Here is a 24,414-nt window from a genome sequence, read left to right as displayed (position 1 = left end):
TTTTTTCATATTTAATGCAACCTTTTTGGTCCCACTTACATCTAAACTATAATAAACCTAATTTTGAGGGGCTGAGGATGACAAAAACTACTATTATTTCGCTATTTTCTTTTCTTTTGCTTCTTTCCAACAATTCATTTTCACAAGATATTGGTACCATAGACTTAAGCAACCTTAAACAGGAAGTCGTTACAAATCACGATTTCCCCAGGGGCAGGTTCCTCGATAAACCTATCCTGGAAATGTCCTATGGTATTTCTGATATAAGTCTGAATGGACTTAATGAAAAAATAAATAACGCCGGAATGCTCGAGCTTAAACTCGGTTATTCTACTCAAAGCAATAGCAGATACGGTAAGAGTGTACTTAAATACAGAAACGGGTACTCATTCCTGAGTCTCGCTTCCACAGATCTTAATTCAAATCTCAATACGAACGAACTGAATTCCCAAACGTGGAGATTCGGACTCGGCTACAAAGAAGGTTATGGCGTAGAGCTTGGCAAAAGCGCTATCATGCCTTATACTTCCGGCGCATTCGTATGGTCGAGATTTGACATGAAAGACAACGTTACATTATCACAGAATGACGCAGATCTCCTTAGTAATTTCAACGAAACATTCCGCTTCGGTACACTGACCGAGAGCGGTATTAACTTGCAGATCGTGCCGCTAATCACACTGCAGGCTAAATATGAAAGAGCCATCGTTTTTCCGAGACACCTCTTTGCAGTGCAAATGGGTAGCATGCTCGTTGAAACTGTCGGCTCATTCTTTCTGGGTGAATTCATAGATAATGTAATGCACAACTCTCCTATACTCGGTACAATCGTAAACTTTGCCTTGAGGAGCGGATACTCATATGGTATCTACGAGCTAAGACGCTCAGAGATGAACTGGCCCTTTGGAGGAGAAGCACCGCTAAGCTTCGATACCTACAAGGTAGGTATGACGTTCACTTTCTAAGAGTCTCTCATTTTACCAAGATATCCCTCCGATATCGTTTAAATGAGAACGGGGAAGACTTCGGTCTTCCCTTCTTTTTTATATCATTTTATTTGCGATCCCTCTTTGGTAATTTGAATTATGCGAAGATACATATTGCTAAAAATAACGCTTTTCTTTGCTTTACTTCTTTTATTGAGCCTTCACGGTTTCTCTCAGACCTTCTCACTCCCTACCCCCACAGGTAATTACAGCGTAGGCACAACGAATTTCACTCTAAAAGATGTTTATCGGGAAGAAACATTTACCGAGGAAAAATACGACTTCCGTGAATTCACCGTACGCGCGTGGTACCCCGCTGATGATGTATCCGGGAATGTAACCCTTAAATATCTCGCCGGCTACAATGCTGACACACTGAAATATTTCTGGAACATGTTCGACATCCCGGAAAAACTTTTCGACCTTATCGGCGAAGTTAATACGAACTCTTACGTAAACGCGACTGTCTCCGGCAACCGCTCTTCATACCCGGTGATTATTTTTTCACACGGGTACGGGTTGGGAATACCCGAACTTTATACCTTTATGGCGGAGGAACTTGCATCGAATGGCTTTATCGTCCTTAGCCTTACACACCCGTATGAATCTGTTGAAATCGAAACCGGGGGCAAATCTATATACCTTTCTGAAGAACGCGCTAATCAAATGCTTCAGGAAAATCTCATGGAGTATGCCGTTATGAAAAATGCCTCGACGGATGAAGAGAGAATAGAAGCAACCAAAAGCGTTCTTGAAAACTCCCCCATCGCGCAGGAAAGCCTCAAGGAATGGGTAAAAGATGCGGAATTCCTCCTAAACCAACTCGACAGTCCGTCGGGTATGATCCCCTTATTTCTGCTGGACAAAATGGACAAACAAAATATTGGCGCTCTCGGACATTCGTTCGGTGGAGCTATGTCCGGACAGCTCGCCCTCTACGACAGCCGTATCAAAGCTGTAATGAATATGGACGGCTTCCAGTATGGTGACCTGCTGGGAAAGGATCTCAATTTCAGCTACGCTATGATTTACAGCGACGCAAACAAACTTATGAACGATGCCATACTGAAGTCCGGCTCCGGCGATCTATACACTATTATTATCCCAAAGACATACCACTTTGCTTTTACCGATATGATAGCCTATCCACCTGTATTCGACAAAGGATCCTTCACCGGTGACGTCAATCAGATCACTTTTATCCCTTTGATGGATGAACTTATGGTTAATTACTTTAATAAATACCTATACAACGAAAATGTCGAATTTCCTTCCGAGGAAATTATGAGCAAATACATCGGCAATATTGATCTGATTAGGAAATAAGTTTATTAATACCAAAAGCTTTGTTATTTTAATAAAAAAAGGATGATTATGGGAAAGTTTAAATTTATTTTAGCCGTTTTTGTCCTCTTTGCGGTAGTGGTGGCTTGCAACCGCTTTAGGGACAGAGACAAAGACGAAGATGCCGAAAAAGATAAAGACAGGTCGGAGAAATTTGAAAGATCCGGCAAAGATGAAGATGAGGACGCCGAGGAAGTACAAATGAAGATCGTTTACGGAAACCCGTACCTGCTTGGAAATTCACCCTACGTATTAATACCGGTACGTCTCGCCAGCACGGATGAAGATATATTCGGAAAGCTCAAGCGTGAGTATTTTTCACCTGAACAGCTCTACACCAGATATTCCGACAGCTATAATAGGCTCAACTATGGCAATATGTACAACGTATTATTTTACAATAGCTCTGACAGTACGTGTTACTCACTGCTCGACCGCAAAGCATTTATTAATAAATTTTACATCCCGTCAGAACGCGGAGCTGACACCACGCAGGGCAATTTCATTATATTCACACTATCTGAACAGGATTACAATAATGACAATGACATAGATGGCGACGACGGTGAGACCGTCTATAAATGCTCCCTTTACGGAAAGGATGTCAGGCAAATCTCTCCTGACAGGATACAGCTCATCGACTGGAAGACCGATGATGCAAACGACCGTATCTATATGTATATCACCGAAGATTCAAACGGGGACAAGAAATTCAATAATGACGACAATACAATGATAATCAGCACTTCGATTTCTAACTCCGGTGTTGGCAAAGAAATAATCTCCGACTCGATAAAGAATTCTATGAAATCATTATATTTGAAATAGATGGTAAACCGCGACCTGAAAGACATGAGATTTGACTATGAGTCCGGTGAATTGGACGAAAAGAATGTTTCCCCTGAGCCGTTCACACAATTTGATACATGGTTCAAAGAATTCCTCAAACAGGATCGTCCCGACGCCAATGCAATGGTACTATCCACTTGCGGAGAAAATAACCGCCCCGGCGCGCGCATTGTCCTGCTTAAAGAATTCGACAATAGCGGTTTCGTATTCTTTACCAACTACTCCAGCCGTAAAGGACGCGACCTTCTCATAAATCCATATGCGTCGCTCCTCTTTTATTGGAGCGACCACCACAGACAGGTCAGGATAGACGGGAAGATCGAAAAGATCTCTGCGCAGGAATCTGAAGAATATTTCCACTCACGTCCACGCGATAGCCAGATAGCAGCATTCGTTTCGCATCAGAGCGCCCCTCTGGAAAGTCGTGATGAACTTCTTAAAAAATTCAACATCGCTTCCGCTCAATACAACGAGAAAGAAATACCTATGCCGGAAAATTGGGGCGGATACAGGCTTGTCCCGGATGAATTTGAGTTCTGGCAGGGACGCGAAAACCGCCTGCACGATCGTATTACATATAAACTTGAAAACGGTAACTGGGTGATAACTAGACTCAACCCTTAGATCTACCACCAAAACAATAAATCAAACAATGAAAATTACTCCCGAACATAATGAGCGGATAGCAAAAATGACCTTTGCTTCGGTTTATCCACACTATATCACAAAAGTCGAGAAGAAAGGCAGGACAAAAGATGAACTCCATCAGGTAATAAAATGGCTGACTGGCTATACCGATAAAAAGCTTCAAAAATTAATTGATGATAAAGCATCCTTTGAAGTCTTTTTTAAGAAAGCAAAGCTAAATCCAAATGCAAACTTGATAATAGGCACAATTTGTGGATACCGGATAGAAGAAATTGACAATCCCCTAACCAAACAGGTAAGATATCTTGATAAGTTAGTTGATGAATTAGCTAAAGGGAAAAAGATGGATAAAATTTTAAGAACAGCATAGAAATCTCCGCTTAGAATCCATGACTCTCAAAAAGTACAACGAAAAACGTGACACTAAAGAATCCGGTGAACCCGCCGGGAAAAAAGAAAAGGAATCCGGAAAACTTCACTTCGTCGTCCAGGAACATAATGCTTCCCACCTCCACTATGATTTCCGCCTTGAACTAAACGGCGTAATGCCCAGCTGGGCCATTCCAAAAGGTCCCTCAATGGATCCCTCCGTAAAACACCTAGCCATGCGCGTGGAAGATCACCCTCTCGACTACAGGAATTTCGAAGGTGTTATCCCTAAGGGAAATTACGGCGCTGGCGAAGTAATTGTGTGGGACCGCGGTTATTATAATGCTCCCGGAGTCACGGGCTTAAAAGAAAACGAGAAAGTGTTGGAAGAGGGACTCAAAAAAGGCGACCTAAAATTCATCCTTCACGGCGAAAAACTCAAAGGAGAATTTGCGCTCGTGCACATGAGATCCGCTAAGCAGGATAACGCATGGCTCCTCATAAAGAAAAAGGACGAATACGCCACAAAAAAAGACATTCTGAAAGAAGACGAATCCGTCATTTCAGGTAAAACTATCGAAGACCTGAAAAAAGAGAACAACTAACGTTTTAATTTACTTTTTTAAAAGTTATATTTTAGAATATAAATCATCCGGAGGATAACAATGAAATCTTTACTTTTTCGAATCGTTCTTGGAGTGAGTATCCTTTTTATAACGGCACTTTCAACCACAGCATCGCCGCGCATAAGCTTTATGGACCTCCTGCTTAAACAGCAAGACAGGCAGGCGCACCTTAAAGAAGCTCGGGACCTGGCAAGATCTAATCACATGCCGCTCAGTGTTCTTCTTCCCGGTAATATCAAAATTGATGTTATGGGTATGGAAGATGGAAAAATAGTTTACGGTGTAATTACGAATTTCGCTCACCCTGAGATCGGTTCAAAGACAATGTTCTACGACGAACTGATTGCTCAATACGATATTTCCACAGGCAGAATATATTACGGAAATGGCGAACTTATCGATAATACCAACGGACTCTTCGATCCTGAAGTACATGAAAGAGGTAATGGACCATGGCTTCTAGTGCCTGATTCAGGGCTGGATAGAATAGTCATGGTTGACATCCAAACCGGTGACGTGGTCGATCCTAACTTTTTTCCGAATAGCACTCCTAATTTCGCAACCCCAAAGCTCGCTTTATTGACTTCACGCGCGACTATCCTTGTATCAGATCAAGTAAGCGACGGGGTTTTTGAGTATGATACGACTGGTGCTTCTCTCGGAATATTCGCTCCCATGGGTGGCGTCAATACCTCTATTCTCGACAACGTTAGAGGAATACTTATTCGTCCTAATGGCAATCTATTGGTTGCAGTCGGCGCAGGCGCAAACACAAACACCATACAGGAGTTCGATACCGCCGGAGTTAATCTTGGCACATTTATTGATACCAATATTACTAGTCCGTTCAATCTTGCATACCGTTCCGGTGACCTTCTTGTCAGTATGAGCGCAGGTACAAAATTGAACAAATATACTTTCGACGGTACATATATCGGCGTCGGAATTACCGGCACTTATAATTTCTTCCAGCAAATTTACGTTCACCCAGGTGACAGCTTCGCTGTTGCTAATCTTACCGGAACTGCGGCAGGGATTGTGACTTTCGATTCAGCCGGAAACCAGACTTCCCTTTTGAATGGCGTAACAACCAATTACGGTGTTTACAAACTGGGAAACGGTAACTACCTTACAACCAACCCGGCAGGGTTACATGAGATCAATTCATCTACCGGCGCGTTGGTTAGAACAATAACAACAATGGTTGGCCAATATATTTCGCTTTACGATCCATCTACACTTGTGAATGTTGGAAATCAAACGGGCATCGTTCCGAACGAGTATAAATTATACTCAAATTATCCTAACCCGTTCAACCCGTCAACAAAGATCCGTTTTGCTATACCAACTAACGGCGTTGCTGTCGTAAAAATTTATAATTCTCTCGGCAAAGAAGTATCCACTCTTGTTAACCGTTACCATACCGCAGGCGAATACGAATATAATTTCGACGCCTCGAATCTATCCAGCGGAGTTTACTTCTACACCCTTACAGCCGGAAACTATAGAGAAACGAAAAAAATGGTATTACTCAAATAAATTCCTTACAAAATTACATTTTAGCCCCGTATTTGCATAAATGCGGGGTTTTTTTACGTTTAAGAAAAATTCCAAAATTATTATTTTAAAGGATTATCTAAAAACAAAATTGATTTATAATGGATGTAAGATCATTTCTGGAAGATGTAGCATCATCGATTGATGCAAGAGACGCGAAAAAATTCGCTTCTTTCATAACTCCCGACGGACAGTTCCGCTTCGGTAATGCCCCTGCCGTTTATGGTACGGCTGAAATAGAAAAGGTCGTGGACTGGTTCTTCTCGACAATAAAAGGAAGCTCTCACGAAATACTCAAAACCTGGGTCGATGATGAAGGCGATATCGTCTGGCAGGGACGCGTTACCTATACTCGCCTCGATGATAAAGTTGTTCCTGTAGAGTTTGTTAATATATTCAAAATGGACGGCGATAAGATAAAAGATTATCTTATCTACATAGACAATTCACCTCTCACAGCTGAATAATTTGTTCAATATCTAACATGGAATTTGATAATAATTTTATCTCTAACTCCCCTCTCCTTTATAAGGAGAGGGGCTGGGGGTGAGGTAACAAAAAAGGCGAGTTCTCACTCGCCTTTTTGTTATATCAATATAGCAATCAACTTACGAATTCACGAATCTATCTCTGTACGCATTAGCTTCCTCCTGGATCTCTTTCGGAAGCCTGTCGCCGAACATCTTAAAATAATCTGCCAGTTCCTCGGATTCTCTGAGCCCCTCTTCCTTATCCAGTGTGAAGAGTTTGTTCATCGTTTCGTTTGAAATATCCAGCCCTGTCGTGTCTATCGCTCCTTCTGCCGGTAGATTCCCTATCGGCGTCTCCGTAAAGTCAGATCGTCCATCCACCCTCTGCGTTATCCATTTAAGCACCCTTATATTATCTCCGAATCCGGGCCACATGAAGTTACCGTCGCCGTCTTTCCTGAACCAGTTCACGTAAAATACCTTCGGCAGTTTTTCTTTGTCCGGTGCGTTCTTACCCATTTCCAGCCAGTGATTAAAATAGTCTCCCATGTTATATCCGCAGAAAGGTAACATCGCAAACGGATCGTGCCTTAGCTTTCCTATCGTTCCTGCAGCCGCTGCCGTCATTTCCGATGACACCGACGCTCCCAAAAATACTCCGTGTTGCCAGCTAAATGCTTCCGTTACAAGAGGAACGAATGACGCTCTCCTGCCACCGAATACTATTGCCGAGATCGGAACTCCCTTAGGATCTTCCCATGCGGGGTCTATCGTCGGGCATTGACTTGCCGGGGTCGTAAAACGTGAGTTTGGATGCGATGAAGGCGTCTCCGATGCCGGAGTCCAGTCATTTCCATGCCAGTCGATCAGGTGAGCCGGTTTCTCATCTGTCATTCCTTCCCACCATACGTCGCCGTCATCGGTTAGTGCGACGTTAGTAAATATCGAATTCTCTTTCATGGTTTCCATAGCGTTCGCGTTCGTCTTATAAGACGTTCCCGGCGCCACTCCAAAAAATCCTGCTTCCGGGTTTATAGCGTATAGTCTTCCATCCTCGCCGAATTTCATCCAGGCAATGTCGTCACCCACCGTTTCCACTTTCCACCCCGGAAGGGACGGTGTGAGCATTGCAAGGTTGGTTTTACCGCATGCGCTCGGAAAAGCCGCCGCTATATACTTTTTCTCTCCTTCTGGTGATGTAATTCCTACTATCAGCATGTGCTCTGCAAGCCACCCCTGGTCTCTCGCCATTACAGATGCTATCCTGAGCGCGAAACACTTTTTACCGAGTAGCGCATTTCCGCCGTAACCGCTTCCGTAGGATACTATGCTCCTCTCTTCCGGGAAATGAACTATATACTTGTTGTCATTACATGGCCATGCTATATCTTCTTGACCTTCTTCCAGCGGATAACCTACAGTATGCAGACACTTCACAAAATCGCCGTTTCCAAGAGTGTCAAGCACCTTCTGTCCCATTCTTGTCATAATACGCATGTTTAGCACCACGTATGGAGAATCTGAGATTTCAACACCTATATGAGAAATGTTTGAGCCAAGCGGTCCCATGCTGTACGGGATTACATACATCGTTCTTCCCTTCATGCTTCCGTCGAGAAGCTTCATGAGGGTTTCTCTCATTTCCGAAGGATCTTTCCAGTTGTTAGTTGGTCCTGCGTCTATTTCCTTTTCTGAACATATGAATGTCCTGTCTTCAACCCTCGCAACGTCATTTGGGTCTGATCTCACCAGGTAACTGTTTGGACGTTTTTCATCATTTAGTTTAGTAAAGGATCCGTTGTCGATGCATAGCTTTATCAGCTCCGCCGCTTCTTCGTCTGATCCGTCGCACCAATGAATTTTATCAGGTTTACAAAGACCGGCTACGTCCTCCACCCAGTCTTTGAGTTTTTGATTGTCAGTCATTTTTACTCCGTAAGTTTAGATTTTTTTATTCTTCGGTTAATTTATCTTTTATTTTTGTTTTCTTTAATAGCCTGTCCAGCTTGGACGACTCTTTCATCTCCATATAATTCTTCGATGTCAGGTTATAGCTCATCAGTATTGCTATAGACCTTGTTTGCGGGAAGTTCATTAGCACGATCTTTATCATGCTCATTATCGGGTACGCCAGTATCATTCCGACAATACCCCATACATATCCCCAAAACAATAGCGATACGAGCAGCAATATCGGGCTGAGGTCCAGCCTGTCGCCAAGCACCTTTGGCTCGACCATGTTACCCTTTACGTTCTGCACTACGGTCAATAGCACGACAATAAATACCGGGTATAGAAAATCCCCGAACTGGAATATCATCGCGAATCCTACGAATACCGTTACCACTATCGAACCTATATACGGTATGTAATCCGTTATGAAAAAAATGAAAGCCCACATAAACGCGAACTCTACTCCGGCAAAGAACAGTATCACCCATATCACTATCGCCTGCGCCAGTGACAGTAACGTCTTTCCGATTATATACTTCCTTACGTCATCAAATATATCCGTAAATGTCTTGTACAAAGCGGACGCTTTCTCTTGTGTAAATGCTTTGACAATACGCTTCCTCATACTTCCGAATTCCGACAGCAAAAATATCACGTATATTAATATCAAAACAAAATTACTGAATATACTCAATATCCCGGAAAATATTCCCGATACTGCGCCCGTAACACTGCTCTCCATCATGAGGTTTTTTAACTGCAGTGATTCTTGTATGCTTGCGATCTGGTCAGGCGAGATTTTTAAAAAATGAGCGGCGTTCATGTACATTTCGGTGAACTTTGTCTCATAATATACTGAGTTAGCCGTAATGGAGTTTATCCCCGCATAGACAAATACGCTTGTGATGTTGGAAATGATTACAATGATGAGGATGATTACGATGATAGCTACAAACCCCGGTATCTTCTTCGACTTCATCCATCTGTAAAAAGGCTGGAATAACAGCGCTATGAATATTGCTATTACGAGCGGAACGAGTATTCCCTGTAGCTCCTTCAATACAAAAACCGCGAAACCAACCAGCAATATCGATGCGATGATCGTAAGCGCTCTGAGGTATTTTGTATTTTGGGGAGACTTTAGATCCATTATGCTAAAACTTTATACTTAATGGGGTCTTCCACCCCTGCCTGTTTGAATCCTCTCAACCGTAATGCGCAGCTGTCGCACTCTCCGCATGCTTCATCATTGTTCTTATAACATGACCATGTCAGGTGAAGAGGCGATCCCATCTCCACCGACTTCAAAACTATATCTTTCTTTGTTAGATCGATTATTGGTGTAACTACCTCTATATGCGTGTCGGGCTTTGTACCCTTCTCTACCATCTTATTAAATGCATCGAAAAACTCTTTCCTGCAATCCGGGTATCCGCTCGAATCTTCTTCCACCGCTCCTATGTATATCTTTGTTGCACCGAGTACCTCCGCCCAGCTCACTGCTATCGAAAGTATGTTTGCGTTCCTGAACGGCACATAGCTTGTCGGTATCTCCTTAGAATCCAGGTCTGCCTGTGCGACCTCCATCTTTTCATCCGTAAGCGACGATCCGCCTATGTCCTTGAGATGTGAAATATCCACGACCAGTCTTCTATCCGCACCGTAATACTCAGCTATGTCATTAAATGCCTTTAGCTCCCTCTCCTCCGTCCTCTGACCGTAGTTCACGTGCAGAAATGCAAGCTCATATTCACGGTGAGCATACCCCGCCGTCAATGCGCTGTCCATTCCACCACTCACCAGCACCACAGCTATTTCCTTTTCTCTATCCATTCAAATCCGCGTAAAAATAAAAGTTACTAATAATAAGCCTTATATTGAAGTCTGTTTTTGACTCCTCCCTCACCATAAGTACTTAATTTCTCTTGCCTTTTGTTCCAGTTCATCCCTGAAATCCGGATGCGCTATATCTATCAGCGCCCTTGCCCTCTCGCGTATCGTTTTTCCGAATAGATTTGCGATTCCATGCTCTGTTATCACATAATGCACGTCCGCCCTCGTCGTAGTCACACCCGCTCCCTGCGTCAGGAATGGCACTATCTTCGAGATTGTACCGCCCTTTGCAGTGGACGGGATTGCGATTATCGGCTTTCCTCCGTCCGACCTCGCCGCTCCCCTTATGAAGTCCACCTGCCCGCCGAATCCCGAATATATCTTCGTCCCAATCGAATCCGCGCACACCTGCCCCGATAGGTCTATCTCTATAGCTGAATTTATAGAGATCATCTTGTTGTTCCTCGCTATCGTAAACGGATCGTTCACCTCCTTTGATCCCCTGAATTCTATCAGCGGGTTATTATCTATGTAATCAAATAACCCCCTGCTTCCCAGCACAAATGATGATACCACCTTACCGGGCAGAAAAGTTTTCTTCTCCCCATTAACCACTCCCTTCTCTATCAGATCGATGAGACTGTCTGAAAACATCTCCGTGTGAATACCAAGATCGTTTTTCTCTGTCAGATATGGCAGTACCGCGTCCGGGATCACTCCTATTCCCATCTGTAAAGTCGAACCGTCTTCTATCAGCGACGCGATGTTCGCGCCTATCCTCTGGTAAATCGACTTCTCCTCATCGGAAAGATTCTTTGCTGTCATTGGGAGCTCCGCGATCGGCGTGTCTGCTTCCACTATATAATCGATATGATTTATATTTATGAAATTATTTCCCAGCACTCTCGGCATATTGGGATTTATCTGCGCTATAACCGTCTTCGCGCACTCAGCCGCCACTTTCGAGCACTCATTGCTCACCCCGAAGGAACAAAACCCGTGCACGTCCGGCGGAGACAATTGCAACAGCACCGCATCGACGGGGATTATTCCATGCTCCATCATTATCGGTATCTCCGATAGGAACACCGGCGTAAAATCCGCTCTCCCCTCGTTCACAGCTTTCCTTACATTAGACCCTGTAAATAGTGAATTATGTGTAAAATAATTTTCCATCCCCACGTCCACATAGCGGGCTTTCTGGAATGTCATTAAGTGCGATATTACTACGTCACTCAGCTCTTCATAGCGGTCACATAGAGCCTCGACAAGTATCTCCGGGTAGGCGCAGTTTGAGTGAATAAATACATTATCCCCCGGATTTATGGCTTTTAAAGCCGTTTCGGCAGATACAATTTTAGGAGTTTTTTTCTGCATTTATAGGTTATTTTGTGAATTTTTTCTCAGAACTTTTTAGGATATATTGGTGTTTTTGGAAATAAGCTTCTAAATATAAACATAATGAAAGGGAACATTAATGAAAAAAATTAATTCTCTTCTTTTTTCACTGTTTTTTGTTTTTGCATTCGCAATATCTTCATTCGCGTCCAATGGATACGGTGTAGGTGACGTGGTATCCGATGTCAGCATCAGCAATTACGACGGAAATACTTACACGCTCAGCCAATCAGGTGGAAATGCTACCGTGATCGTCTTTATGTCAGTAGAATGTCCTTACGTTCAGCCATATACAGACAGGCTTAATGCTCTTGCAAACGAGTTTTCTTCACAGGGTATCGTATTCTGGGGTATGAACTCCAATAATACAGAGAGTTCGGAGGAAGTTGAAAAGCACGCTGCCGGAAAAGGCTATGCTTTCCCGGTTCTTAAAGACCAGAACAGCTCACTAGCTCTTGAATTCGGCGCTGAAAGAACTCCTGAAGTTTTCGTGATCGATAACAGCACTATGAAAGTTATCTACCACGGAAGGATAGATGATGACCGCGACGCTAGTAAGGTTACTTCACAGGACCTTAAAAACGCGCTCACACAATTCGTTAACGGTGAGACAATAACCGTTGCCGAAACAAAAGCATTCGGCTGTACAATTAAGAACTAAACACAAAAAAGTTTGCCCGGTAGATAATGCTAATGCACTGCCGGGCTTTTTATTATTAAATTCTATCTGCGTGAAAAAATTTCTCATTATACCCGTATTCCTTATCATCTTTTCACAATATTCCTTCTCGCAGGATTTTCTTCCCGCGGACCAGAATACTCTCGACAGCATTCGCGAAGCCAATATCGGCAATGTCCTCGTTTTCAATATGTGGGCTTACTGGTGCGCGCCATGCAAAGAAGAATTCCCCGAGCTCGTAAAGCTCTACAATAATTACAAAGACAAGGGCGTCAAGCTCATTTTTGTTTCGCTCGACTTCCCCGAGACCTTCGAGACACAGACCATCCCCTTCCTGAAGGAACAGGGCGTGGACTTTACTACGTACTATAACAATTTCGAGAAAGACGAACAGCTTATAAACTATATGGATATTAATTGGGAGGGAGGACTTCCAGGCACGTTCATGTATAATAAGGACGGCAAGCTCTCCGTTACGATGGTTGGGGCACGAACATACGATGTATTCGAAGAATCAGTACAGAAACTCCTGGACTAAACCTTAAACATTATTTCATCCGCTTCCTTTCTTGTAAGCACCGGCACCTCGCAGTCATCAGCCGGGTAGCCGACTGGTATCAGCACGAACGGCTTTTCATTCTTCGGTCTGTCCAGTATATCTCTTAAAAAATTCATCGGCGACGGTGTATGCGTCAGCGTACCTAGCCCCATATTGTGAAGCGCCGTTATCAGCATCCCCGTTGCGATCCCCACCGACTCGCTCACGTAATAATGTTTATATTTTTCACCATCCTCATCCACTCCATAATCCACACGAAATACCACGATCAAATACGGCGCTGTCTCAAGAAATTCCTTATGCCAGTCCGTTCCAAGCGGTTCCAGGTCCTTCAGCCACGTTTCAGGCATCCTGTGCTCATAGCTCTCCTTTTCCTCCTTCTCCGCCGCTATTCGTATCTCTTTCTTCACTTCCGGCGATTCCACTATCACAAATCTCCACGGCTGTTTATGCGCCCCTGAAGGAGCAGTCCCCGCAGTCATTATCGCGTATTCAAGCAGTTTTATATCGAATTTCTCCGGCGAGAATTTCCTCACCGTCCGCCTCCTGTTCATCATCTCGTAAAATTCTCTCCCCCTCTCACGCATCTCCTCATCGCTGTATCTGTGGAGTGTAAACCTCTCGAATTTATATTCCATTTTCGCTTATTAACTTAAAAATTAGAATATTAACATATTTATGAACAATTTTATAGGATTATAAACCTACTTATCCACAACTTATTAACATCTGTAAGTATTTACATTATAATAATGTCTTTGAAACTTTTTCACTTAAATTACGAATAATCAGTAAAAAACCGCCCATGAATAAGATACTTACTCTTATCATCACCCTCATCATTTCTTCATCATCCTTTGCTCAGCTCCCTAACGGAAATATGCATCTCATAGCAAATATAGATGATTATGCCATACCTCCGCAGTTCGGTGCTCCGTGGAATTATGCCGCCATCTGGGGATATGTCGCTCCCGATAATAGGGAGTATGCTATACTGGGTGCTGCCCTGGGTCCCGTGTTTTATGACGTAACTGACTCTTCTAATATAACAGAGATCGCCGCATTCATTATGATCGACTCTATGCACGCACCCGACCAGGGTAACCTGTGGCGTGAAATGAAAGTTTATTCTCACTATGCCTATGTTGTTTCCGAAGCCGATACCAGCGGTGTGAAAATATTCGACCTCCAGTATCTTCCCGATTCGGTCAGATACGTCGGCAAATTCCTTGCTCCCGGTCACAGCTCTACACATTCTATCTCGCAGAGCGGACCTTACCTTTACCTTAACGGCGCTAATGCAGGATTTGGTCACGGAACTGTTGTACTGGACCTCTCCGTCGATCCTGAAAATCCAACCGTCAGAGGAAAATGGAACAACCATTATGTTCACGACGCAAGGATAATTGATGATACTATTTATGCCGCCTGTATTAACGACGGTTACCTTAGTGTTATTGACGCGACTAATAAAGACAGCCTTAAGCTGGTTCATGAATGGCTTAATCTTCCTAATCCATCGACGCATAATTCCGCGCTTACAGTTGATAAAAATTATATTATGACCACGGATGAAGTAGGCGCGCTCCCGCGTTTGCTGAAAGTCTGGGATATCCAGGATATTCAAAACCCGGTACAGGTTGCCACGTGGCAGCCGACAGGTATCACAACCGCCCGTATTCATAATATCGAAATTTACGGAGATACCGCTGTTATTGCGCACTACACTGCAGGAGTTTATGTACTCGATATCTCCGACCCGGAAAACCCCGTTCAGATCGCGTGGTATGATACTCACCCGCAGAATAATAACAGTGATTACGCCGGATGCTGGGGCGTGTTTAAATTCCCTTCCGGTAAGATCGTTGCATCCGATATGAACCGCGGATTGTTTGTCCTAGGATTTGGAAATTCCGTCGGTATAACAAATAACAGCTCACTCGTTGACGGCTTTGAACTGAAGCAGAATTACCCTAACCCGTTCAATCCCTCGACGGAAATAAACTTCTCTATACCCAAAAGCGCCGATGTCTCCCTGAAGATTTACGATGCCAACGGAAAAGAGATCGCTCAATTGATAAACGGATATATGCAGTCCGGTTCTCACAGTGTTACTTTCGAAACTGCTAAGCTTAAACTGGCCAGCGGGGTATATTTCTATACACTTACCGCAGGCGAACTCTCGCAAACAAAAAAGATGTTACTTGTCAAATAACAAAGCAGTACCTCATTGGAATAATCAACGATCCCCCGGTGGTAGAACGGGGGATTGTAATAATCACTGTGCTGTAAACATTCTTTGATCCGATTCCGAACTATATTGAGTCAAATTTCGGGGATCATTTACATATCCATCTAAAGTCGAATAATCTCCGATATATTGAACTGACCACATATATGTTTTCCCTTGGGATAGAGTGAATCCTAACTGCCTTAAGCATTCAAGGGTTGAACTGAATTCGTTTGTATAAATAGCATAGCTTTTTGATCCCACATAGATCCTTAATACATATATACCCGGTCTGTTGACTCCGGTAAAAGTAAATTCAGTATTAAGATCTGCAATTCCTGCACCTTCAGAAGGGGTTAAAAGTGTCGAACTGGAAGGCAATTCATAGTTTACTCCGGTTGCCCCGGGGTTAATTGCGATTCGGCATTTTTTAAAACTGCTTTGAGAGCCTAGCTCTTGTGTGAATATAAATGGCTTATAGAAAATAGGTAAATTTGCCGGTACTACATAATTGAAATCCTTATCCGAATTCAGAGAACCAAATGCCATTTGTGATGTATAATTTGGACTGTGGTTTTCACCAAAATAAATTGTAAATCCTCCGGATAAATTCCCCGGAGTACAATTCAAAAAACTACCGGATATTACACTTTCATCAGGATTAAATGCGATCTCCGATGAGTCAAAAGTTATCGTTGTTAATGATCCGGCACTTAGGGTTAGATTCTTATATCCAAAATTTCCATAGGAATTTACCTTTGAATTTACTTCTGTGTATCCTAATACTATAACCTTCCCATTCACAACTGAGGTACTTCCAAGTCTTATTTGCTCATAATAATTGATCGAGTTCACCAAACCATATGCATTTACACCTTTTCCATCTGTAAATATAAATCTTGCCTGCGAACTATTTGTCAATCCATTCTGCGGAACTATAACCTTTAATCCACAGGTATTTGTAGATATACCGTATGGACTGGACGTAAACAAGAATTTAACCACAGGTGTGGTTAAATTCTTTAAAACATAAAACTGGCTCGAAGCTGAATCTGAAATGTATAAAGTATAGGGAGTCACTACATCAGGAATTGTAAAATTACCCTGCGCATCTGTATATACTGTCACTGAGTCAGTAGATACTTTGATGTTAGCTTTAGGTTCCCCCCAAAAACTTATTACATTTCCTGATACTGTAATAATGTTTTGTGATTGCGGATCCGGTGTAACTCCACCGTCATCACACCCGAATTGAATGGACGAAACTGCAAGGAATATAAAATACATTCCCCTTTTCACATATTTCAACATTACGACCTCCTTTATTAATGTGGTTAGACTATTTACTTGACTTATTGCGCCACGAATGTACGTGTTTTTGAAACTGACTCGTAGCTGTTCAAAATAGCGGGATTAAGAATATAGTTTGTTACGTTATAAAATTCCCCTATCCTCGAAACGTTCCACGAATAAACCTGCCCCGGATCCCAGCTTATTCCAAGTGATGCAAAACTCGTTACCGTAAACTCAGTCGATTTAGTAAATAAATAATATCGGTTAAGTCCATGCGTGATACCTACCACATAAATATCGGCATCATTGCCTCCGGTAAATTTAAAAGTAGTTGTATTGCTTATTACCGCGCCTTCGGACGGTTCTATCAAGTTCGGTATCTCCTTAAGAGCAAAGGTACCTCCCGGTGAGTTTGGATCCACTGCAACCCACATCTTTTGTCTGGGTTCATCAGGTCCTGCTGATTCATTATACATTCTCACTTTTAGTAAGCCCGGCAGGTTTGTCGGTACCAGGAAAGAAAAATTATTTCCGCTGACTAAGCCGCCAAAAGAAAGTGGAGTCGCATAATTCGGGGTCTCATATTTTCCGAAAGATAGCGTTACAAGCCCAAAGTTACTGGTCCCTGTTCCATTTGTAAACGTACCTGATACTGTTGTCTCTGAAGGATTGAACGAGATCTCTGAGGTATCGAAATTCACACTAACATTCCCCCCTGAGTTGAGTGTTACGGTCTTTTCACCGAATTTTTCGTATGACACTACCTTACCGCTCGCGTCGGTTTTGTAACCGATCAGATACAGCCTGCCTGTCATTAAACTGTAATCTCTTAGCCTTATGTAATCGCCTGTAGACGGATTTGCGTCACCGTATGCATTTAAATATTTACCGTCTGTGAATATATACTTTGCTTTGATATTGTTTGGTAGCGGTGATGGCGTAGTAGTAACCCATAAATAGCATTGATTGGAATAACTCTCAGGAAGCTTCGTAAAAAACTTTACACTGTCATAATTTACACCTTCCAGTTTGTAATAAGAATTCTTATCTGTGTCGAAAATATTAAGATCATACGGAGGAGCTATATCAGGAATTGTAAAATTTCCCCCCGCATCGGTATATACAGTATTTGTATCTACGGTAACTCTTAGGTTTGACTTAGGCTCTCCCCAAAAACTCCCTATATTTCCGGAGACAGTAAATGTGTAAGCTTGTGGCGGATCCGGTGTAACACCCTCATCACACCCGAACTGAATGGACGATATCGCAAGGAATATAAAATACATTCCCCTTTTGACATATTTCAACACTATGACCTCCTTTATTTAGTGTGGTTTTGCACTAAAAAAGGTATATGTCTTTCCCTGCGCCTCGATTTAGATTTGTAAATGAAAACTTAAAACGTAGAAGTGTTGCTCTGTTAGTAGATTGTGTAGTTTATGATTGCTTTTACAACCGGATTAAATTATAAAATCTCATCCTTTATGTCAAGGAGAAATAATTTTTTAATTCGTGCCTATTTGTGTAATTCGTGGTATAAGTCTTTTTCTTTGTGTCTCCGTGTCTTGGTGGTTAAAAACTATTCCTTTCTCAAATTCCCCACCATCTTCTTCGGATCCACCTTCTCAGTAAATTCCTGATCCGTCAATAACCCCAGCTCTATCGCCGCCTCTCTAAGAGTCTTATTCTCCTTATGCGCCTTCTTGGCTATTTTTGCTGCGTTCTCATATCCTATGTGCGGATTCAGCGCCGTCACCAGCATCAGGGAATTCTCGACATGCTTGTCTATCATTGGATAGTTCGGCTCTATTCCCACCACACAGTTATTATTAAACGACCTGCTCGCGTCACCCAGCAGTCTCGCCGAGTTCAGCAGGTTGTATATCATCATCGGCTTAAATACATTCAGCTCGAAATGTCCAGTCATTCCCCCAACCGATATCGCAGTATCGTTCCCTATCACCTGCGCGCAGACCATCGTCATCGCCTCCACCTGTGTCGGGTTCACTTTTCCCGGCATTATAGATGACCCCGGCTCGTTCTCAGGTATCAATATCTCACCAATCCCGCTCCTCGGTCCGCTCGCCAGCATCCTGATATCGTTTGCTATTTTCATCAGACTTACCGCCAGCGTCTTTAGCGCCCCCGAAGACTCCACCATTGCGTCATTCGCCGCCAGCGCTTCGAACTTGTTCGGGGCAGTCTTAAAATCATATCCGGTTAATTCACTGATATATTGAGCCACCATCTCAGCGTATCCTTCCGGCACGTTCAATCCTGTACCTACCGCCGATCCGCCCAGCGCAAGCTCCGATAGATGCTCCAGCGTATTCTTTAGCGCCCGAATCCCGTGATCTAACTGCGCCACATACCCGGAAAACTCCTGCCCAAGTGTCAGTGGCGTCGCATCCATAAAATGAGTCCTCCCGATCTTTACCACGTCCATGAACTTCTCCGATTTCTCCGCCAGTGTGTTTCTCAGCTTCTCCACGTTCGGTATGGTATTCTCGCATATCATCTTCATCGCCGCTATATTCATAGCTGTAGGAAATGTATCGTTAGACGACTGTGACTTATTCACGTCATCATTCGGGTGGAGGAATTTATCTTTGTCATCCAGTTTACCGCCATTCAGCACATGCCCTCTGTTCGCGATCACCTCATTCATATTCATATTAGACTGTGTACCGGAACCTGTTTGCCATACTACCAGCGGGAACTGGTCGTCCAGCTTTCCCTCCAGTATCTCATCACACACCTGCTTTATCAGTTCCATCTTATCCTTCGGCAATATCTCGCTTTCATAATTCGCCATTGCTGCCGCCTTCTTAAGGTAAGCAAAAGCATAAACCACCTCTTTCGGCATTTTCCTTGTGCCGATCTTAAAATTATCCTTCGAGCGCTGTGTTTGTGCCCCCCAATACTTATCCGAAGGCACCCTCACTTCACCCATTGTATCGTGTTCCATCCTGAATGACATTGTCGTAAATTTAATTTTATCCTTAAAAATACTAATAAATCAAAGCAATATAAATTTAAAAATAACCCTCTAATTATGTCATTCCCGCGAAAGCGGGAATCTAGACCAGTTATTTAGTACACTTTTATGTATTTATTTCCTTCTTGAAAACTTGATTCGTCGTAAATGAGATTTCCCCCCTTTTACAAAGGTGGGACTAAGGGGGGTTACAACAAAAAAGGCGAGCATCGCTCGCCTCTATAAACAAAAACCTTATTCAAACTAAACAAACGCCTCGACGCTCCCCGGCGACACTTCCCTCTTCGGATTCTCTCTCGGCACCACCCTCCTCATAAAATCAAAAAACAACTTCGTTGTAGTACATGACGGACATATTCCAATATCACCGTCCCATATCTCATCACAAAACGCATCCGGAAGGTTCTTATAAATAATGTCGGTCGCTTCCTCATGCACGTCCCATATCCAATCAGTTGTAGGAGCCTCCTTGCCTTCATACTCAGTACCGACCATTGGAATGAACGGGCTCATTATCGGGAATATTCCTTCCGAAGAAAGATACTCTATTCCTTCCAGCACCGATTCCTTTGACTCGAGCCCCACTACGAACGAACTTAAAGCTCTCGCCGGCTTTAATAGATCCCTCGCTTCCTTAAGCGACTCTATCCATCTCTCTCTTCCTACCCTTCTTGTCTTACCCGGGCAGATCACATTGAATAACTCCTCGTCCCATATTTCCAAATTAAACGCTACCGAGCTTATTCCCGTACTGCAAAGATATTCCGTTTCTTCCTTATCCCTGGTTGCAGTGATCGCAGTAACTATCGGGAAATATTTCTCCGTCAGCAATGGCTTCAATCCTTCGAGTATCTGAGGTAGATTTCCTAACCCGTCATCCTTTGCCGCTCCGGCTGTCATTGCAAGGTGTGTGCATACCGGGTTATGGAATATTGCTTCCTTCACACAATCATATATATCATCCGCCTCTTTTCTCGTTACTACATGATCCCTGTTCCTCTGCCTCGCCGGTACGATGTTACAGAATTTACACTGCTCCTTCGTCGCAAAGTAGTTACACGCATTGTCAAAGCATACTCTTAACCCGCAGTCCCCTCTCATCGAGGAAACCTTCTTCATGTTCTCACCGCTTCTCGTAACCTTATCATAAAAATCCGGTCTGATCGGCCATTTGACTTCGCATAGCTCCTTACCCTCATGTATCAATATAATTGCGTCTCCGCTCGCGTGAACAGTGTAAGGCGATGTCGGACTGTACCTTACATCCGCGTACAATCCGTATGGCAATAGCATGTCATTTGGAAGAGGTCTTGTACCGTCCCCCGTCCCTTTATGAGTTGCCGGTGTCATCTCGAAGACCCAAAAGACTTTCTCGAGTCCGCCCTGCCCGACTGTCGTCAGCGCTTCATCTGTTATCTTCAGCCCCTTTATTAAAAGGTCTGCCTTTAGCCTTATTGCCTGGTCTAATGTCATTAATTAAAATTAATTTGTTACTTCGGAGCTTTCTTCTTCTTGTTTCGTCTTACTCAGCTCATGTCCGCAATGATGATCGTTCAATCCCGCATTTTCTCTTAATATATCGAATAATATCCCGCCCGTGAAACAGTCTCCGCATATCGGGGCGTCCTCTTTCCAGTATTCTTCTGTACCTATAAAATCCATGTTCTTTAAAATTATATCAGCCGCTTCCAAGTGTGTATCCATCATCCACTGGTATGTCGGAGGTCTGAATCCTTCGAACTGGCTTCCTGTCTCCGGACTAAACGGCACAACGATCGGGATTATTCCCCTCTCACTGCTCCACTGCACACCTTCCAGCAATGTTTTCTTCGGTTCGAGTCCTGCAATCATTGCTGTAAACACTCTTCCTCTGCCAAAATGATCGACCGCTTTTATCAGTGACTCTTCCCACAGGTCTCTGCCTATGTTCGCGTCCTTGCCCGGCACGATCGCCTTCCAGTATCCCTTATCGAATACCTCGAAATTATATGAAACCGAATGCAGTCCAAGCTCATGGATCAATTTAACGTCTTCTATGTTCTTAGTTGGGGAAATAGTCATCAATACCTTTGTCCTTTCCCTGTCATTCGTAAATGGGAATCTCTCAGCGAGTTCCTCAAGTATCTGTATGGTTCCGCCAAGCCCCTGCTTGTCGTGCGGTGTACCTCTCGTGAGAATTGACTTTGGATCTGTGTGATATTTCTTAGCCGCCGCGATTACGTCGGAAACCTGCTTTGCGTTCTTTCTCGCGTTTGATATGTTCTCTTCCGGGTAAAAATCCTGCGCCGGAGTCAGGTTGCAAAACCTGCACTCATGTCCCGTCCTGAAATAATCACAATAATAATTCCAGGTGAAGTTCAAATTGCATGTCCCGTTATATACTACGATCTTCTCAAATGCTGTTAGATCTGATGTGAAGTTCTTCGCGAACGCGGGCAGTCCTACAAAATCCGCGTCGCATACTTCATCGCTGTTCCTATCCTGTACGTACAGCTTGCCGTTTCCGATCCTCAGCCTGAAGTTTGCTTCCGGGTTCTCCCTTATCTGGCAATATATTTCGTGAGGAAGTCTCAGCTCTGCCGGTAAAAAGCACATTGCCCTCTCCTCGTCCCATCCCTGGTCCATCAGGTCGTACCTTAGCTCTGTCAGTCGCAAACCGTTCACCAGCAGGTCGCACTTCAATTTTATTAACTCTTTCCTATCCATTTCTATTTATTTATTAACTATTTTTTTAATTCTTTCAATTACTTTAAAAATGTTATTCTGAATTTCCTCATTTTTAAATCTGATAAATTTTATTCCTGTATTCAATAAAAAATCTGATCTCATTTCATCATGTTCGGCTTGCTCCTTTTTATCGTGAATCGGTCCGTCAACTTCAATTGCCAACTTCAACTTTGGAGCATAGAAATCAAGAACAAACCGTTCAACACTATATTGCCTCTTAAACCTTATTCCTTCAACCTTTCCATTTTTCAAATATTCCCATAAAAATGACTCTGCATCAGTTGATTTCTTCCTAAGCTCTCTCCTTTTCTCCTTCTCTGAAACTTTATTATAAATCTTTGTCATTACCGGATTCTTAATAAATGCGCTTCTATGCCAAAGCTACTCTGGCTCCCCTCTCCTTTACAAGGAGAGGGGCTGGGGGTGAGGTAAAATCCCCTAACCAATTAAGAAAAATCCGTCCGCTCATAACTGTCCACCCATAACCCCCATAGCGAGTTCCAATCAGCATTATACCCTTCTTAAACCGGCCCTCGCGGAAATCGCCGTTCATGATCACCGAAAGGTGATTAATAGCCATTACGGAAATCGGCGTTAAGAAATTATGAGTGAAATGCGTCGTTCCCGCAAGGCGAACGGACGGCAAAAACTGTCCGAGCGAAGCGAGTTTTTTTGCCGTAGCATTGAACGAAATAATTTTAGACGATTTACGTTAGGCTGCCCTTTTGGTTCTTTTGGGCAAGCAAAAGAACAGGTACAAGATTTTAAGCCGCGCCTTTTTGGTACTTTTGCGGCGAGGCAAAAGTACATAAAATATCTTAAACAGGTAAAAGAACAGGTACCATAATTAAGTCGCACATTTCTGATACTAAAGATCACCCCGCCTGATCACTTTACTCTTGCTCCCCTCTCCTTATAAAGGAGAGGGGCTGGGGGTGAGGTAAAACAAAAAAAGTCTTAGAGGTATAATACCTCCAAGACTTTAACTTGTAAACTAATAAACTCTTACTTCCATGATCCTGCCGGAGGAAAAATAGAATGTGATTTCACATTTGCATTATCCCATGATCCTGCAGGTGGAAATATTGAGTGAGATTTCTCGCTCGCATTTTCCCATGATCCTGCCGGAGGAAATATAGAATGTGACTTTTCACATGCTTTGTCCCATGAGCCGGCTGGCGGAAAAATTGTGTGTGAAGATTGTTTGATTTCTTTTACGTCCATGGATTTTTTGAATAATTAGTTTCGAAACTATTGTAAAATAAAAAGAATAGATTTTAGTATCAATTTAAATATTCATAATATTTTATATTTATCACCCCGAAAATGCCATAAATATCAATATTAATAACCCGCTCGTAGCCAGTACCGCGTGCACGTATGCCAGCCATTTCGGAATTTCCACCTCCATTATGTCCCTAACAAACATCACAGATCCCAGTCCCGCCGCAATAAAAAATACTCCAAAAGGAAGTAAAACCGGAATATTCTCAGAATATGAGATATATACTATCAAAAGAACTATCCCTATACCATTCAATATCCCGTGCGGTGCAGCTAACTTCTTCGACGGGTGATCACCCTTTATAACTCTCTTAAACAAACGGCTTCCCAAAAACGACGACACCAAAAATATCCCGACTATTATATATAACATTTTTTAAAATTTACCCCTTCAAATTGTCATTCCCGCGAAAGTCTATGATCCGACTTGTAGGACGGGAATCCAGACCATGTACTTAAAACGTCTCTAAAACTTTTATCCCTTAATACAAACTTGAAACGTGTAACGATAAAAACGGCATTATAAAATTGCACTTAAAACCACACTACTAAAACCATACGAAAATCGTCGTTAAAAAACTTTAATTATACCTCTTTATAAACCGGCCATC

Annotated in this window: 24 protein-coding genes; 11 read left to right on the top strand and 13 right to left on the bottom strand. The window is 43.0% G+C overall.

Annotated features, from left to right (window positions below; genetic code table 11):
• Positions 1–77 precede the first annotated feature (77 nt).
• From H6614_04245 to H6614_04210, 8 genes are all read left to right on the top strand, one after another.
• Positions 78–965: a hypothetical protein gene (locus H6614_04245; protein ID MCB9242858.1), complete on the top strand. Its 888-nt coding sequence runs from the start codon at positions 78–80 to the stop codon at positions 963–965.
• Positions 966–1,085: 120 nt separating this feature from the next.
• On the top strand, positions 1,086–2,312 hold the full coding sequence (locus H6614_04240; protein ID MCB9242857.1) for a hypothetical protein: 1,227 nt from the start codon (positions 1,086–1,088) through the stop codon (positions 2,310–2,312).
• A 48-nt stretch (positions 2,313–2,360) separates the two neighbouring features.
• Positions 2,361–3,158, top strand: a complete 798-nt coding sequence (locus tag H6614_04235; GenBank protein ID MCB9242856.1) for a hypothetical protein — start codon at positions 2,361–2,363, stop codon at positions 3,156–3,158.
• Complete coding sequence (gene pdxH / locus H6614_04230) at positions 3,159–3,803, top strand: pyridoxamine 5'-phosphate oxidase (GenBank protein ID MCB9242855.1); 645 nt, start codon at positions 3,159–3,161, stop codon at positions 3,801–3,803.
• Between the two features lie 28 nt (positions 3,804–3,831).
• Entirely contained in the window at positions 3,832–4,197 is a 366-nt protein-coding gene (locus tag H6614_04225; protein MCB9242854.1) for a DUF2200 domain-containing protein, read from the top strand.
• A gap of 19 nt (positions 4,198–4,216) precedes the next feature.
• On the top strand, positions 4,217–4,801 hold the full coding sequence (locus H6614_04220; protein MCB9242853.1) for a hypothetical protein: 585 nt from the start codon (positions 4,217–4,219) through the stop codon (positions 4,799–4,801).
• A 1,221-nt stretch (positions 4,802–6,022) separates the two neighbouring features.
• Complete coding sequence (locus H6614_04215) at positions 6,023–6,361, top strand: T9SS type A sorting domain-containing protein (protein MCB9242852.1); 339 nt, start codon at positions 6,023–6,025, stop codon at positions 6,359–6,361.
• A gap of 119 nt (positions 6,362–6,480) precedes the next feature.
• Positions 6,481–6,846, top strand: coding sequence for a nuclear transport factor 2 family protein (locus tag H6614_04210; GenBank protein ID MCB9242851.1), 366 nt, complete (start codon positions 6,481–6,483; stop codon positions 6,844–6,846).
• Positions 6,847–6,987: 141 nt separating this feature from the next.
• On the opposite strand, the gene H6614_04205 is transcribed toward H6614_04210, so the two are convergent.
• The 4 genes from H6614_04205 to H6614_04190 all read right to left on the bottom strand — a co-directional run bounded on the left by H6614_04205 (position 6,988) and on the right by H6614_04190 (position 12,012).
• Positions 6,988–8,775 (bottom strand): phosphoenolpyruvate carboxykinase (GTP), encoded by a 1,788-nt coding sequence (locus H6614_04205; GenBank protein MCB9242850.1) that lies wholly within the window; start codon positions 8,773–8,775, stop codon positions 6,988–6,990.
• Between the two features lie 25 nt (positions 8,776–8,800).
• Complete coding sequence (locus H6614_04200; GenBank protein MCB9242849.1) at positions 8,801–9,952, bottom strand: AI-2E family transporter; 1,152 nt, start codon at positions 9,950–9,952, stop codon at positions 8,801–8,803.
• Positions 9,952–10,635, bottom strand: a complete 684-nt coding sequence (queC, locus tag H6614_04195) for a 7-cyano-7-deazaguanine synthase QueC (GenBank protein MCB9242848.1) — start codon at positions 10,633–10,635, stop codon at positions 9,952–9,954. Before queC ends, H6614_04200 begins: the two co-directional genes overlap by 1 nt.
• A gap of 69 nt (positions 10,636–10,704) precedes the next feature.
• The gene (locus H6614_04190) at positions 10,705–12,012 is read right to left on the bottom strand and encodes an acetyl-CoA hydrolase/transferase family protein (protein MCB9242847.1); all 1,308 of its coding nucleotides are present in this window, start codon (positions 12,010–12,012) and stop codon (positions 10,705–10,707) included.
• A gap of 100 nt (positions 12,013–12,112) precedes the next feature.
• On the opposite strand from H6614_04190, the gene H6614_04185 reads away from it, so the two are divergent.
• Both H6614_04185 and H6614_04180 read left to right on the top strand, forming a co-directional pair.
• On the top strand, positions 12,113–12,694 hold the full coding sequence (locus H6614_04185; GenBank protein ID MCB9242846.1) for a redoxin domain-containing protein: 582 nt from the start codon (positions 12,113–12,115) through the stop codon (positions 12,692–12,694).
• Positions 12,695–12,764: 70 nt separating this feature from the next.
• Positions 12,765–13,250, top strand: a complete 486-nt coding sequence (locus H6614_04180) for a TlpA family protein disulfide reductase (GenBank protein ID MCB9242845.1) — start codon at positions 12,765–12,767, stop codon at positions 13,248–13,250.
• Here the strand turns inward: H6614_04180 and H6614_04175 are convergent.
• On the bottom strand, positions 13,247–13,909 hold the full coding sequence (locus H6614_04175; protein MCB9242844.1) for a nitroreductase family protein: 663 nt from the start codon (positions 13,907–13,909) through the stop codon (positions 13,247–13,249). The genes H6614_04180 and H6614_04175 overlap by 4 nt on opposite strands.
• Positions 13,910–14,076: 167 nt before the next feature.
• Here H6614_04175 and H6614_04170 point away from each other — a divergent pair, with 167 nt between their 5' ends.
• Entirely contained in the window at positions 14,077–15,486 is a 1,410-nt protein-coding gene (locus tag H6614_04170) for a choice-of-anchor B family protein (protein ID MCB9242843.1), read from the top strand.
• A 63-nt stretch (positions 15,487–15,549) separates the two neighbouring features.
• On the opposite strand, the gene H6614_04165 is transcribed toward H6614_04170, so the two are convergent.
• From H6614_04165 to H6614_04130, 8 genes are all read right to left on the bottom strand, one after another.
• Positions 15,550–16,788 (bottom strand): hypothetical protein, encoded by a 1,239-nt coding sequence (locus tag H6614_04165; GenBank protein ID MCB9242842.1) that lies wholly within the window; start codon positions 16,786–16,788, stop codon positions 15,550–15,552.
• A 65-nt stretch (positions 16,789–16,853) separates the two neighbouring features.
• On the bottom strand, positions 16,854–18,080 hold the full coding sequence (locus tag H6614_04160) for a hypothetical protein (protein ID MCB9242841.1): 1,227 nt from the start codon (positions 18,078–18,080) through the stop codon (positions 16,854–16,856).
• A gap of 293 nt (positions 18,081–18,373) precedes the next feature.
• Complete coding sequence (gene fumC, locus H6614_04155; protein MCB9242840.1) at positions 18,374–19,774, bottom strand: class II fumarate hydratase; 1,401 nt, start codon at positions 19,772–19,774, stop codon at positions 18,374–18,376.
• Between the two features lie 261 nt (positions 19,775–20,035).
• Complete coding sequence (locus H6614_04150; GenBank protein ID MCB9242839.1) at positions 20,036–21,265, bottom strand: hypothetical protein; 1,230 nt, start codon at positions 21,263–21,265, stop codon at positions 20,036–20,038.
• Positions 21,266–21,274: 9 nt separating this feature from the next.
• A complete protein-coding gene (locus H6614_04145) occupies positions 21,275–22,498 on the bottom strand; it encodes a hypothetical protein (protein ID MCB9242838.1) in 1,224 nt (407 codons plus the stop codon).
• A 6-nt stretch (positions 22,499–22,504) separates the two neighbouring features.
• The gene (locus H6614_04140; protein MCB9242837.1) at positions 22,505–22,864 is read right to left on the bottom strand and encodes an endonuclease domain-containing protein; all 360 of its coding nucleotides are present in this window, start codon (positions 22,862–22,864) and stop codon (positions 22,505–22,507) included.
• A 660-nt stretch (positions 22,865–23,524) separates the two neighbouring features.
• Positions 23,525–23,743, bottom strand: a complete 219-nt coding sequence (locus H6614_04135; GenBank protein MCB9242836.1) for a hypothetical protein — start codon at positions 23,741–23,743, stop codon at positions 23,525–23,527.
• A gap of 91 nt (positions 23,744–23,834) precedes the next feature.
• Complete coding sequence (locus H6614_04130) at positions 23,835–24,176, bottom strand: hypothetical protein (GenBank protein MCB9242835.1); 342 nt, start codon at positions 24,174–24,176, stop codon at positions 23,835–23,837.
• Positions 24,177–24,414 lie beyond the last annotated feature (238 nt).

Source organism: Ignavibacteriales bacterium, assembly GCA_020635255.1.
GTDB lineage: Bacteria > Bacteroidota > Ignavibacteria > Tepidaquicellales > Tepidaquicellaceae > JAEYVS01.
This window is presented reverse-complemented; position numbering and strand designations above follow the sequence as displayed.

What these genes read in the sequence shown, in the direction of transcription:
- H6614_04245 (MCB9242858.1), top strand. Translation starts at nt 78, where the DNA reads ATGACAAAAACTACTATTATTTCGCTATTTTCTTTTCTTTTGCTTCTT.
- H6614_04240 (MCB9242857.1), top strand. Translation starts at nt 1,086, where the DNA reads ATGCGAAGATACATATTGCTAAAAATAACGCTTTTCTTTGCTTTACTT.
- H6614_04235 (MCB9242856.1), top strand. Translation starts at nt 2,361, where the DNA reads ATGGGAAAGTTTAAATTTATTTTAGCCGTTTTTGTCCTCTTTGCGGTA.
- pdxH (MCB9242855.1), top strand. Translation starts at nt 3,159, where the DNA reads ATGGTAAACCGCGACCTGAAAGACATGAGATTTGACTATGAGTCCGGT.
- H6614_04225 (MCB9242854.1), top strand. Translation starts at nt 3,832, where the DNA reads ATGAAAATTACTCCCGAACATAATGAGCGGATAGCAAAAATGACCTTT.
- H6614_04220 (MCB9242853.1), top strand. Translation starts at nt 4,217, where the DNA reads ATGACTCTCAAAAAGTACAACGAAAAACGTGACACTAAAGAATCCGGT.
- H6614_04215 (MCB9242852.1), top strand. Translation starts at nt 6,023, where the DNA reads ATGGTTGGCCAATATATTTCGCTTTACGATCCATCTACACTTGTGAAT.
- H6614_04210 (MCB9242851.1), top strand. Translation starts at nt 6,481, where the DNA reads ATGGATGTAAGATCATTTCTGGAAGATGTAGCATCATCGATTGATGCA.
- H6614_04205 (MCB9242850.1), bottom strand. Translation starts at nt 8,775, where the DNA reads ATGACTGACAATCAAAAACTCAAAGACTGGGTGGAGGACGTAGCCGGT.
- H6614_04200 (MCB9242849.1), bottom strand. Translation starts at nt 9,952, where the DNA reads ATGGATCTAAAGTCTCCCCAAAATACAAAATACCTCAGAGCGCTTACG.
- queC (MCB9242848.1), bottom strand. Translation starts at nt 10,635, where the DNA reads ATGGATAGAGAAAAGGAAATAGCTGTGGTGCTGGTGAGTGGTGGAATG.
- H6614_04190 (MCB9242847.1), bottom strand. Translation starts at nt 12,012, where the DNA reads ATGCAGAAAAAAACTCCTAAAATTGTATCTGCCGAAACGGCTTTAAAA.
- H6614_04185 (MCB9242846.1), top strand. Translation starts at nt 12,113, where the DNA reads ATGAAAAAAATTAATTCTCTTCTTTTTTCACTGTTTTTTGTTTTTGCA.
- H6614_04175 (MCB9242844.1), bottom strand. Translation starts at nt 13,909, where the DNA reads ATGGAATATAAATTCGAGAGGTTTACACTCCACAGATACAGCGATGAG.
- H6614_04170 (MCB9242843.1), top strand. Translation starts at nt 14,077, where the DNA reads ATGAATAAGATACTTACTCTTATCATCACCCTCATCATTTCTTCATCA.
- H6614_04165 (MCB9242842.1), bottom strand. Translation starts at nt 16,788, where the DNA reads ATGTATTTTATATTCCTTGCAGTTTCGTCCATTCAATTCGGGTGTGAT.
- H6614_04160 (MCB9242841.1), bottom strand. Translation starts at nt 18,080, where the DNA reads ATGTATTTTATATTCCTTGCGATATCGTCCATTCAGTTCGGGTGTGAT.
- fumC (MCB9242840.1), bottom strand. Translation starts at nt 19,774, where the DNA reads ATGTCATTCAGGATGGAACACGATACAATGGGTGAAGTGAGGGTGCCT.
- H6614_04150 (MCB9242839.1), bottom strand. Translation starts at nt 21,265, where the DNA reads ATGACATTAGACCAGGCAATAAGGCTAAAGGCAGACCTTTTAATAAAG.
- H6614_04145 (MCB9242838.1), bottom strand. Translation starts at nt 22,498, where the DNA reads ATGGATAGGAAAGAGTTAATAAAATTGAAGTGCGACCTGCTGGTGAAC.
- H6614_04140 (MCB9242837.1), bottom strand. Translation starts at nt 22,864, where the DNA reads ATGACAAAGATTTATAATAAAGTTTCAGAGAAGGAGAAAAGGAGAGAG.
- H6614_04135 (MCB9242836.1), bottom strand. Translation starts at nt 23,743, where the DNA reads ATGGACGTAAAAGAAATCAAACAATCTTCACACACAATTTTTCCGCCA.
- H6614_04130 (MCB9242835.1), bottom strand. Translation starts at nt 24,176, where the DNA reads ATGTTATATATAATAGTCGGGATATTTTTGGTGTCGTCGTTTTTGGGA.